This window comes from Bradyrhizobium sp. (genome assembly GCF_049581145.1).
In the GTDB taxonomy this organism is placed as follows: Bacteria; Pseudomonadota; Alphaproteobacteria; order Rhizobiales; family Xanthobacteraceae; genus Bradyrhizobium.
In genome coordinates this window covers 1-10,806 of the sequence record NZ_JBAURI010000506.1, presented here as the reverse complement: position 1 = coordinate 10,806, position 10,806 = coordinate 1, and the positions used below count along the sequence as shown (strand labels likewise).

Sequence of the window (10,806 nt, the reverse complement as noted above, 5' to 3'; positions counted from 1 at the left end):
CAGGAGGACCGGGTGCGGTTCTCCGGCTACAGCGTCGCCAATTTCAAGATCTTCGCCTTCACGATCGCCGCGATCTTCGCTGCGATCGGCGGCGCGCTGTTCACCCTCGAAGTCGGCTTCATGTCGCCGTCCTTTGTCGGGATCGTTCCCTCGATCGAAATGGTGATCTACACTGCAGTCGGCGGCCGGACGTCGATCTTCGGTGCGGTCTACGGCACGCTCCTGGTGAACTTCGCCAAGACCAGCCTTTCGGAATCGTTCCCGCAGCTCTGGCTGTTCGGCCTTGGCGCGCTGTTCATCGCCGTCGTGCTGGCGTTCCCGAGTGGCCTGGCCGGGATCTGGGGCGACTACGTGCAGCCGCGCATCGACCGGCTGTTCGTCTCGCGCAAGTCGAAATCGGGCTGGGCCGGCGGCTCGGTTGCCGACGGCGCGCCCGCGGAGTGAGGAGAACACCATGCTTGTCGGTCATCAGCCCAAGGAATTCCTGCTCGCGGTCGAGGCGCTCACCGTGTCCTTTGACGGTTTCAAGGCGGTCAACGACCTCTCCTTCTATGTCGAGGAGAATGAGATCCGCGTCATCATCGGCCCGAACGGCGCCGGCAAGACCACGGTGCTCGATCTGATCTGTGGCAAGACCAAAGCCACGTCGGGCTCGATCCAGTTTCGCGGGAAGGAGCTCACCAAGCTCAGGGAGAACGAGATCGTGCAGGCCGGCGTCGGCCGCAAGTTCCAGACGCCGTCGGTGTTCGAAGACCTGACGGTGTTCGAGAACCTGGAGATTTCCTATCCGCGCGGCCGCACCGTGTTCGGCTCGCTGACCTTCCAGCGCGACGCTGCGGTGAAGGAACGGGTCCAGGAAGTGGCCGAGATGATCTTCCTGAAGGACCGTCTCGACGTGTATGCGGATTTATTGAGCCACGGCCAGAAGCAGTGGCTCGAGATCGGCATGCTGCTGATCCAGAACCCGGACCTGTTGATGCTCGACGAGCCGGTCGCCGGCATGAGCGTGTCAGAGCGCGAAAAGACCGCCGAGCTGCTCAATCGCATCATCAAGGACCGCTCGGTCTTGGTAATCGAGCATGACATGAAATTCGTCGAGGACATCGCTCACAAGGTCACAGTGCTGCACCAGGGCCAGATCCTCTCGGAAGGCACCATGGAACACGTCAAGAACGATCCCAAGGTCATCGAAGTCTATCTCGGGCACTGATCAGGACTGTTAAGGAGTTCACGCATGCTGGCTATCTCCGATCTTCACGTCGCCTACGGCCAGAGCGAGGTACTGCATGGCCTCAACGTTTCCGTCGCGGCCAACGAGATCGTGGCGATCATGGGACGCAACGGCATGGGCAAGACCACGCTGATGAAGTCGCTGATGGGCATCCTGCCGACCAAGAGCGGCTCGGTGACCATGGACGGCGCCGAGCTGTCGCCCTTGAAGAGCTATGAGCGCGTGGCCAAGGGTCTAGCCTATGTGCCGCAAGGCCGCATGATCTTCTCGACCATGACGGTGAAGGAAAACATCGAGACCGGTCTCGTCGTCTCCGGCGCGAGCGAGGTGCCTGGCGACATCTACGAGCTGTTTCCGGTGCTGTTGGAAATGAAGGGCCGCCGCGGCGGCAATCTCTCCGGCGGCCAGCAGCAGCAGCTTGCGATCGCGCGTGCGCTCGCCACCAAGCCCAAGGTGCTGTTGCTCGACGAGCCAACCGAGGGCATCCAGCCCTCGATCATCAAGGAGATGGCGCGTACCTTGAAGCGCATCCGCGACACGCGCGGCCTGTCCATCGTTGTCTCCGAACAGGTGTTGAGCTTCGCGCTCGACATCGCCGACCGCGTCCTCGTCATCGAGAATGGCGAGATCGTGCGCGACGATCCGCGTGCGGCCGTCGATGCCGCGCAGGTCTCGAAATATCTGTCTGTCTGAAAACCAACCACAGCTGGTCAAGAAGGGGAGTATTTGATGCCAGAAACACTGATCAAGGTCGATCTTACCAAGTCGGCTTACGACAACGACATGGTTCATAACCGTTGGCATCCCGATGTGCCGATCGTGGCATGGGTCAATCCGGGCGACGATTTCGTCATCGAGACTTACGATTGGACCGGCGGTTTCATCAAGAACAACGATTCGGCCGACGACGTGCGCGACATCGACCTCTCGATCGTGCATTTCCTGTCCGGCCCAATCGGCGTCAAGGGCGCCGAGCCCGGCGATCTCCTGGTGGTCGACCTGCTCGACATCGGCCCGGTGAAGGACAGCCTGTGGGGCTTCAACGGCTTCTTCTCGAAGAAGAACGGCGGCGGCTTCCTGACCGAGCATTTCCCGCTGGCGCAGAAATCGATCTGGGACATCAAGGGCCTCTATACCTCGTCCCGTCACGTCCCCGGCGTGAACTTCGCCGGTCTGGTGCATCCCGGCCTGATCGGCTGTCTGCCCGATCCGAAGATGCTTGCGACCTGGAACGAGCGCGAGAACGCCCTGATCGCCACCAATCCCGAGCGGGTGCCGCCGCTGGCCAATCCGCCGTTTGCCGCGACCACCCATGCCGGTCAGGCGAAAGGCGATGTCAAGGCCAAGATCGGCGCCGAGGGCGCCCGCACCGTGCCGCCGCGCGAGCATGGCGGCAATTGCGACATCAAGGACCTGTCGCGCGGCTCGAAGATCTACTTCCCGGTCTATGTGCCTGGCGGCGGCCTGTCGATGGGCGACCTGCACTTCAGCCAGGGTGATGGCGAGATCACCTTCTGCGGCGCCATTGAAATGGCGGGTTGGCTGCATCTGAAGGTCGACATCATCAAGGACGGTGTCGCCAAATACGGTATCAAGAACCCGATCTTCAAGCCGTCGCCGATCACGCCGAACTACAAGGACTACCTGATCTTCGAGGGCATCTCGGTCGACGAGGCCGGCAAGCAGCATTATCTCGATGTGCATATCGCCTACCGGCAGGCCTGTCTGAACGCGATCGAATATCTCAAGAAGTTCGGCTATTCCGGTGCGCAGGCCTATACGATCCTGGGTGTTGCGCCGGTACAGGGGCACATCAGCGGCGTCGTGGACATCCCGAACGCCTGCGCCACGCTGTATCTGCCGACCGAGATTTTCGATTTCGATATCATGCCGTCCTCGGCTGGTCCGATCAAACACATCAAGGGCGGCGTCGACGTCGCACTCTCGCCCGATAAGTGATCCCTGCGCGACGGGATGCGGGACGGCGAAACCATCCGCCGTCCCGCATCCGCCGCCGCCAAACTATTGTAAGTCGATTTGCCTTGAGGGAAACATGCCGGTCTACGAGTATCTCTGTGGTGAATGCGGGCCGTTCAAGGACATGCGCCCGATGGCGGAATGTGACGACCCGCAGATCTGTCCAGGCTGCGAAAGTTCTTCGCCGCGCGTGATCCTGACCGCGCCGAATTTCTTCTGCATGCCGTCGGACAGGCGGAAGGCGATGGCGACCAACGAGCGCAGCGCGAACGCGCCGAAGACGCTCGACCAGTACAAGGCGTCGCACGGACCCGGCTGCGGCTGCTGCTCCACCAAGCCGAAGCGCGCGATGAAGAAGACGCGATCCGGCGCCAAGAGCTTTCCGACCGCGCGCCCCTGGATGATCAGCCACTGAGCTGGCTCCGAGCCGAAACCGATCGCCGCTACTGCCGCTTCGGCAGCGGTTTTCGCGGCGGGGCGGCCTGTTGTGGCGCGGCAACAACGGCCTGGGGATTGAGCTTGAGAGTCATCCGGATCGCGCCGTCGCTGACATCGGCGAGCGTTTGGCGGGCTTCCTCCAGCACGATACCCGAACGCTTGTCGAAGCTTTCGGCGAGCTCATGGATCGATCTCACCTTCTGAAACAAGGCGCCTTCCTCGCCGTCGGTGAGGCCCGGAATGGCATCATTGATTCTGGCGACGACCTTGTCGAAGCTCGCGAAGGCGTCGTCGGCCCTGGCGAGGGCGCTGTCGATGTCGTCGCCCTTGCTCTTCAGGGATGCCGTGTAGGTTTCGAAGGAGAGCAGCGCATCCTTGATCGTGGCCTCGTTGTCGACGATGAGGTGGTCGACATTATGCAGCGTATCGGTGATCGATTGCTGTTCGCTCCAATCGGCGGTCAGGATCGGGATGCCGTCTTCGTCCAGCGGCGCCGGAGGCGCGGCCGGCGCGCCGCCGATCAGCGAGATCGCCGCGATCCCGGTCAGTCCCTGGAATTCGATGCCGACACTGGTATCCTTGCGGATCGGCGCGCTGTTGTCGAGCATGACGAGGGCGACGATCTTGCGCGGGCTCTCCAGCGTGATCGATTTGATCTCGCCGGCCGGAACGCCGTCGAAAATCACCCCGCCGCCGCGGCGCAGACCTGACGCCGAGCCGTTGAAGACGATGCGCAGCGGGCTCTGGTTGCGGACGGTGCGGATCTTCTGGATCGCGAGCATGCCGACAAACGCCGCGGTGAGCAGCGCAAGCGTCGTGGTTCCGATCACCAGATTGGTCGTCCGCATATCGGGCCCGCAAAGCCGGTTGCCGTGCACCTGCCGCAAACGGCTGGGCAGGGGGCGTATGGCGCGATTTTAGGGCTAAATCGCCACAAACGAAAGGCCGCTCAGAGCCTCGCCTCAGTGGTCCATTCCTTTGCGCTCGCTCCCGCCATCGAGCGGACGCGCTCTTCGTCGCTTGCGAGCTCGGCGGCGGTTCCGCTGTAGACGATGGCGCCGTCATCCAGCACGTAGGCGCGGTCGGCGATGGCCAGGCTGACCCGCACATTCTGCTCCACCAGCAACACGGCGATCCCCTCCTTGCGCATCGCCTGAATGATCTGAAAGACTTCCTTTACCAGAAGCGGAGCGAGACCCTGGCTCGGCTCGTCGAGCAGCAGAAGCTTGGGGTTGAGCAGCAGCACTCTCGCGATCGAGAGCATCTCCTGCTCGCCACCGGAAAGTTGTCGGCCGCGATTATCGCGTCGTTCCGCCAGCCGCGGAAACGTCTCCAGGACGCGTTTGACCGTCCAAGCCCCGGGCCGCGTCAGAGGTACCCGCAGGTTGTCCTCGACCGTCAGATTGGCAAAGATCTTTCGGCCTTCCGGTACATAGCCCACGCCAAGTGCCGCCACCTGATAGGGCGGCATCCGAGCGGCTTCGATCCCGAACAGGTCCACACTGCCTTCCCGGGGCGGCGTCAAACCCATGATGCTGCGTAGCGTTGTTGTCTTGCCGGCGCCGTTGCGGCCAAGGAGCACGACGATCTCGCCCTCGTTGACCGTCAGTCCGACGTTGTGAAGAATGTGGCTCTTGCCGTAGAAGGTCTGCAACCCCGAAGCCTTGAGCGGTGTCATCGGCTTTCTCCAAGATAGGCTGCCTGAACCGCCTCCGAGTCTGCGATCTGCTTCGGCGTACCTTCGGCGAGCAGATTGCCGCGATCGAGCACCGTGATGTAATCGGCCAGGTGAAAGACCACGCGCATGTCGTGCTCGATCAGGACGATCGTGTAATGCCGCTCCTGGTGCAGGCGGCGAATCAAGGCGGTGATCTCATATGTTTCCTGGTCGCCCATGCCGGCCGTCGGCTCATCGAGCAGCAATAGCCGCGGGAGTTGTGCGAGCGCCATTGCGATCTCGGTGGTCCTCTGGTCGCCGTGGGAAAGTTCGCCGACCAGCCGATCGGCTTTGGTGGTGAGTCCCACGAGCGTCAGCATCTCCGCTGCGACGTCGTTGGCAAGCTTCGCGTCAGCCTGGTTCGGCATCATATGCAACGTCTGTCCCGCCGCGACCTCGGCCGCGGTAAGCACGTTTTCGTGGACGGTCAGTTCGGGAAAGATCTCGGTGATCTGGAAGGTGCGCCCCATGCCGAGTCCGACGCGCGAATGTGCCGGAATCTGTGTCACGTCCTTGCCTTCGAACAGGATCGCGCCCTTGGTTGGGGGGAAATAGCCGCTGATCATATTGAAGAAGGTCGTCTTGCCGGCCCCGTTCGGACCGATGATGGCGCGGAGCTCGCCGCTTTTGACGGACATCGACACGTCCTTCACGGCAACGAGGCTGCCAAACCGTTTCGTGATGTTGCGGACCTCGAGCATGGTCATGCCGAGGCCCGCAGGCGCCGCATTCCCAGCAGGCCCCGCGGGAAGAAGAGCACGACCAACACGAAGATCGCGCCGACAAAGGACATCCAGTTCACGGTCATCGAAGAGATGTAGTCCTGGAGCACGACGAATACCGTCGCGCCGACGAGCGGCCCCCAGAATGTCCGCATACCGCCCATGACGCACATCACCACGAAATAACCGGACAGCGAGTAATGCAGCGACATGGGATCGGCAAAATTGTTGAGCAGCGCATAGAGCGTGCCCGCGAGCGCGGTGAAGAAGCAGGAGATCGAAAACGACAGCCAGATTTGGCGCTCGACCGGGATAGCCAGAAAGCGTGCGCGGCGCTCATTTTCCCGGATTGCCCGCAAGGTGTGGCCGAACGGAGAGCGGATCAGAAGGCCTAGCAACGCCACGGCAACAGCGAAGACGGCCAGGAGGAAAAAATAAAATCGCGACCCTCCCTCAGTGATATCGAGGGTAAGCGGGCCAAAGCCGATCGGCTCGCGGTGAAAGTCGCGCAAGCCGTCGAAGCCGCCAGTGAAATCGTTCCAGCTATAGGCGAGATAATACCAGAGCTGGCCGAACGCGATCGTGCACATCGCGAAATAGACGCCGCGGCGGCGCACGATCAGCAACCCGAACAGAGTGCCGGCCAACCCGCCGAGCAGTGTCCCAGCGAGCATGGCGAGCGGTGTGCTATGCACGAGATAGCGCAGCGTAAGCCCGGCGCCGTATGCGCCGAGCCCGAAATAGGCGGCATGGCCGAAACTCAGCACCCCGGTGAATCCGAGCAGCAGGTTCAGCCCCATCGCAGCCAGCCCGAAGATCAGCACGCGCCCCGCGAGCGCCGTGTAACCGCCGAGCAGAGGAAGCCAATAGGGGACCGCGATCAGGACGGCCCAGATGAGGACGAGCACCGCCCAGCGCGGAACGGCTGGCAGCCGCGCCGCTGGGCCCTTGGCGGTGACATTTGTGCTGACATTGGTGCCGACGTCGGTGCTCATGACATCATTCCTTCCTCACCCATGAGGCCCCGGGGTCGCACAAGAAGGACCAGCATCATGATGGCGTAAATCACCGCTTCGCTCGCCGACGGAAAGAAGACCGTGGTAAGGGCCGCCGCCAGCCCGATCAGCAGCCCGCCGAAGAGCGTGCCGATCAGGCTGCCAACCCCGCCGACGATGATGGCGATGAAGCTCGGCATCAGCAGGTCGTCGCCCATGTTGGGATTGAGGCCGATCTGTCCGGCGGCAAGCACTCCGCTCAAGCCAGCCAGCATGCAGCCCAGGGCGAAATTGAACGTTCGCAGCAAGCTGATGTTGATCCCCAGCGAGGCCACCGTTTCGAGGTCGAGCGTGCCCGCCCGGATGCGGATGCCGACCCGCGTGTAGCGCAGGAATCCGAACAATCCGAGGACCGTGGCGATGACGACCGCCACCATGAAGACACGATACCAGGTGATGAAGAACAGCTCGGAACTGATCGGCTGGGACAGAAATTCGGGCAATCCCAGGGGAAGGCCGTTGGGACCCCAGACGTAACGGGCGACGTCCTGCATCACGAACGCAAACCCGAACGTGAGCAGGAGGCTATAGACCGGATCCCGATTATAGACCCGGCGGATCATCAGCCTCTCGACCAGCAGGCCGATCAGCGCCGTAATCAGCGGCGAGACCAGCAGTGCGCCCCAGTAACCCAGCGTCGGCGACAAGGTGTAGGCGAGGTAGCCGCCGAGCGCGAGAAAATTGCCATGAGCAAAATTGATGACGTTGCTGAGATTGAGGATCAGGGCCAGACCCAGCGCCATCAGCACATAGAACGCACCAATGATGAGTCCATTGGTGACGTTGAACAATATGAGCTGGGTCATCCCGTACTCCGCCCTGATGATTTCTAGGCTCGCTGCCCGATCAGGCCGGCTCCACCATCTTGCAGCCGGTGTCTGCGACCGAGCCCGCGGCCTGCTCGCCCGGGACGAGCGTGGAGGTGGTGAAAACGTCGTCAGCGCCGGACTTCGGCGGATGCGCCTCGCCGACGAAAATATTCGGCATGAGTTCGTGATCGCCGGCCCGATATCGCACCTTCCCGGGTTGCAGCGCGACCTCCGGCGGCAGCTCCATATCCTCCACGGCCTTCGCCAGCTTCGGACCCTCGAGCGATTTCGCGCTGGCTGCCGCGAGACGGACAGTGTGCATCGATACGTATCCGAACCAGTCCCGCGCAGACGGCGTTTTCTTGGTTGCGGCCCGGTAATCGCTCACGAACTTGACGACCTCGGGCACGTTGGGCTGATTCCACCACCATTCCATGGTCCACCAGCCCGTCTGCGCGTCCGGCGGGCAGGCCTTGATGCTTTCCAGCTCGAACAGAGCGCCACCGAGCGCCATGTCCTTCTGCATGCCGAACTGGGTGAACTGCTTCATGCAGTTGATCTGCGTCAGCCCGCCCATGTTGTTGAGCAGCACGTTGGGCTTGTAGGCCTTGGCCTTGATCAGCGTGGCTGAGAAATCCGTGGCGTTGATCGGCAGCATGTCACCCTCGTAGGTGCCGCCCGCCTTGCTCAACGCCTTGACGAAGGCGTCCTGGAGCGTATGGCCATAGGCATAGTCCGGCGTGACGAAGAACCATTTCTTGCCGAACTTCTTCACCAGTTCCGGCGTGACCGCATTGGCATCCATCGTCGTCGTGTTGCAGACGCGGAACACGTTCCATTTGCAATTTGAGCCCGTGATCGGATCGGTGTGACCGCCCGGCACGATGTGGAAGATCTTTTTCTCATTGGTGACCTGCGACATCGCGTAGGCGATACCCGAGTTGACGTCACCGAAAATGACGTCGACCTTGTCGCGATCGATCAGCTTTCGTGTCTTCTGTACGCCGGTGCCGACATCGTTAGCCGAATCCTCGACCAGCAGCTCGACCTGTCGGCCTAGAATCCCGCCGGTCTTGTTGATTTCGGCCTCGGCGTATTTTGCGCCATCGACCTCGCTCTGCGCCAGCGCCGAGAGGACGCCGGTCAGCGGATCGACCATGCCGATCCGCACCGGCGTTTCACCGCGCGCCTGGATGATGAAGGGAGATGTGAATTGCGCTGCAGCAATCGCGACGCCGGATTTGAGCACAGTCCGGCGATCGAGTGACCAGGGTCGTTGCGAAATACCCATATCGTCCTCCCGGAAGATGATTGTGTGTCTTGGCCGGCATTCTGCGATGCCGTTACGGGTGCCAGCGTAACCCTTCCGCTTTGCTTTTGCCAATAACAGGCATTTGCGACCTTTGGCCTAGTCGCCTGCGTCATACCGGTGAGGGGTTACGATCTCGCGTCAGCACAGCGCTCATCATCCGATCTGCACTCTAATGGCCCGCGGCGCTGTTGGCGGCAGCGTTGTTAAGGACGATCAGGGCGTCGACGGCCACGCCGGTCTTGGCGTTGATCAGGAACGGGTTGACGTCGATCGAGGCGATGCGGGAGCCGGCATCCGCGATCAGGTTGGACAGGCCGACCAGCGCCTTGACCGCGGAGGCCTCGTGCAATGCCGGCTTGCCGCGATAGCCCTTCATCTTCACCCCGGCCTTGGTGCGGCCGATCAGCTGCCTCGCCTCGGCCTCGTCGAGCGGTGCGCCGGCGAGCGCGACGTCCTTCAGCAGTTCGATATCGACTCCGCCGGTGCCGAACAGCACCACCGGACCCATCTCGGCATCGAGCGAGGCGCCGACCACGAGTTCGAGATCGGCCTTGACCTGCTGCGCGATCAGGATGCCTTCGAGCTTCGGCCTGCCTTTCAGTTTCGTCACCCGCGCGGTGATGTCGTTGAACGCCTTCTTCACCTCGGCGGCGCTGTTGAGATTCAGCGCCACGCCGCCGATGTCGGATTTGTGCAGGATCTCCGCGCTCACGACCTTGGCGACCACGGGGAAGCCGATCTTCTTGGCGATCCCGACAGCTTCCACCGCCGTCTGCGCAATGGCTTCCCTGGAGACCGGGATCCCGTAGGCCTTCAGCAGCCTCTTCGATGCGACCTCGTCGAGTGCCGCGCCCTTGGCGCTGTTCAGCGTCTTCTCCAGCAAGGCGCGCGCCGACGCCTTCGAGCTCGATACGATGTCGGGGACCTGCTTGGGCAAGGAGGCATAGTCGATCAGCGACTTGATGGCGCCGACCGCGCGGTCGAGGCCCTGCAACACCGCGATGTCGGGCAGCGATTTGCGCAACGTCTTGGTGTACTCGGTGAAACCGATCGACATCGTGCTGATATAGATCACCGGCTTATGGGCCTTGGCCGCCATCGCGTTGACCATGCGCAGGCTGCGCTCGCGCAGTTCATGCGGCGCCTTCGGCAATTCGGCGTCGATGATGACGATGTCGGTATCGGGATCGTCGATCATGATCTTGATCGACTGCATGTAGACCGAGGGATCGACCACCGCCGCGAATCCCGCGTCCAGCGGATTGCCGACGATCGAGCCCGGGCCAAGCATTTGTGCGAGCTTCTCGCTCGCATCGTTGCCGAGCGGCGCGAAATTCAGGCCGGCCGCATGAAAGGCGTCGATCAAGAGGCCGCGCTTGCCGCCCGACAGCGTCACCGCGGCAAGCCGGTTGCCGGCGGGCGGTTCGGCGTGCACGAAACATTCGGTGGTTTCGATCAGTTCGTCGAGACCGCGCACCCGGATCACGCCTTCGCGGGTCGAGATCGCGTCGAAGGTCTCGATCGAGCCGGCGAGCGCGCCGGTAT

General features: G+C 62.3%; 12 protein-coding genes. 5 read left to right on the top strand and 7 right to left on the bottom strand.

Annotation, left to right across the window (positions count from 1 at the left end; translation table 11 throughout):
- The 5 genes from WCB02_RS16745 to WCB02_RS16725 all read left to right on the top strand — a co-directional run.
- Positions 1 to 444: ABC transporter permease subunit (locus WCB02_RS16745; protein WP_423959643.1), on the top strand; the 444-nt coding region annotated here is incomplete at its 5' end.
- 10 nt (positions 445 to 454) lie between these two features.
- Positions 455 to 1,210 (top strand): urea ABC transporter ATP-binding protein UrtD, encoded by a 756-nt coding sequence (gene urtD / locus WCB02_RS16740; RefSeq protein ID WP_423959641.1) that lies wholly within the window; start codon positions 455 to 457, stop codon positions 1,208 to 1,210.
- A 24-nt stretch (positions 1,211 to 1,234) separates the two neighbouring features.
- Positions 1,235 to 1,924: an urea ABC transporter ATP-binding subunit UrtE gene (urtE, locus tag WCB02_RS16735; protein WP_423959639.1), complete on the top strand. Its 690-nt coding sequence runs from the start codon at positions 1,235 to 1,237 to the stop codon at positions 1,922 to 1,924.
- A 36-nt stretch (positions 1,925 to 1,960) separates the two neighbouring features.
- Positions 1,961 to 3,190, top strand: coding sequence for a formamidase (gene fmdA, locus WCB02_RS16730; protein ID WP_423959638.1), 1,230 nt, complete (start codon positions 1,961 to 1,963; stop codon positions 3,188 to 3,190).
- A 94-nt stretch (positions 3,191 to 3,284) separates the two neighbouring features.
- A complete protein-coding gene (locus WCB02_RS16725) occupies positions 3,285 to 3,623 on the top strand; it encodes an FmdB family zinc ribbon protein (RefSeq protein ID WP_423959636.1) in 339 nt (112 codons plus the stop codon).
- A gap of 28 nt (positions 3,624 to 3,651) precedes the next feature.
- Here the strand turns inward: WCB02_RS16725 and WCB02_RS16720 are convergent, their stop codons facing one another.
- The 7 genes from WCB02_RS16720 to WCB02_RS16690 form a co-directional block, all read right to left on the bottom strand.
- The gene (locus WCB02_RS16720) at positions 3,652 to 4,494 is read right to left on the bottom strand and encodes an MlaD family protein (protein ID WP_423959634.1); all 843 of its coding nucleotides are present in this window, start codon (positions 4,492 to 4,494) and stop codon (positions 3,652 to 3,654) included.
- Between the two features lie 101 nt (positions 4,495 to 4,595).
- Positions 4,596 to 5,324 carry an ABC transporter ATP-binding protein gene (locus tag WCB02_RS16715; protein ID WP_423959631.1) on the bottom strand — a complete coding sequence of 243 codons (729 nt, stop codon included), beginning with the start codon at positions 5,322 to 5,324 and terminating at the stop codon, positions 4,596 to 4,598.
- The gene (locus WCB02_RS16710; RefSeq protein ID WP_423959628.1) at positions 5,321 to 6,070 is read right to left on the bottom strand and encodes an ABC transporter ATP-binding protein; all 750 of its coding nucleotides are present in this window, start codon (positions 6,068 to 6,070) and stop codon (positions 5,321 to 5,323) included. The genes WCB02_RS16715 and WCB02_RS16710 overlap by 4 nt, the downstream gene beginning before the upstream one ends.
- Positions 6,067 to 7,080: a branched-chain amino acid ABC transporter permease gene (locus WCB02_RS16705; protein WP_423959627.1), complete on the bottom strand. Its 1,014-nt coding sequence runs from the start codon at positions 7,078 to 7,080 to the stop codon at positions 6,067 to 6,069. The genes WCB02_RS16710 and WCB02_RS16705 overlap by 4 nt, the downstream gene beginning before the upstream one ends.
- Positions 7,077 to 7,946, bottom strand: coding sequence for a branched-chain amino acid ABC transporter permease (locus WCB02_RS16700; protein ID WP_423959626.1), 870 nt, complete (start codon positions 7,944 to 7,946; stop codon positions 7,077 to 7,079). Before WCB02_RS16700 ends, WCB02_RS16705 begins: the two co-directional genes overlap by 4 nt.
- Before the next feature lie 40 nt (positions 7,947 to 7,986).
- Complete coding sequence (locus tag WCB02_RS16695; RefSeq protein WP_423959624.1) at positions 7,987 to 9,240, bottom strand: ABC transporter substrate-binding protein; 1,254 nt, start codon at positions 9,238 to 9,240, stop codon at positions 7,987 to 7,989.
- Between the two features lie 190 nt (positions 9,241 to 9,430).
- Positions 9,431 to 10,806 (bottom strand): acetate--CoA ligase family protein (locus WCB02_RS16690; RefSeq protein WP_423959623.1); only part of this gene is annotated, 1,376 nt, incomplete at its 5' end.

Bases quoted from the DNA above. Each gene is read 5' to 3' on its own strand.
- fmdA (WP_423959638.1), top strand. From the start codon at position 1,961: ATGCCAGAAACACTGATCAAGGTCGATCTTACCAAGTCGGCTTACGAC.
- WCB02_RS16710 (WP_423959628.1), bottom strand. From the start codon at position 6,070: ATGACCATGCTCGAGGTCCGCAACATCACGAAACGGTTTGGCAGCCTC.
- WCB02_RS16725 (WP_423959636.1), top strand. From the start codon at position 3,285: ATGCCGGTCTACGAGTATCTCTGTGGTGAATGCGGGCCGTTCAAGGAC.
- urtD (WP_423959641.1), top strand. From the start codon at position 455: ATGCTTGTCGGTCATCAGCCCAAGGAATTCCTGCTCGCGGTCGAGGCG.
- urtE (WP_423959639.1), top strand. From the start codon at position 1,235: ATGCTGGCTATCTCCGATCTTCACGTCGCCTACGGCCAGAGCGAGGTA.
- WCB02_RS16705 (WP_423959627.1), bottom strand. From the start codon at position 7,080: ATGAGCACCGACGTCGGCACCAATGTCAGCACAAATGTCACCGCCAAG.
- WCB02_RS16695 (WP_423959624.1), bottom strand. From the start codon at position 9,240: ATGGGTATTTCGCAACGACCCTGGTCACTCGATCGCCGGACTGTGCTC.
- WCB02_RS16700 (WP_423959626.1), bottom strand. From the start codon at position 7,946: ATGACCCAGCTCATATTGTTCAACGTCACCAATGGACTCATCATTGGT.
- WCB02_RS16720 (WP_423959634.1), bottom strand. From the start codon at position 4,494: ATGCGGACGACCAATCTGGTGATCGGAACCACGACGCTTGCGCTGCTC.
- WCB02_RS16715 (WP_423959631.1), bottom strand. From the start codon at position 5,324: ATGACACCGCTCAAGGCTTCGGGGTTGCAGACCTTCTACGGCAAGAGC.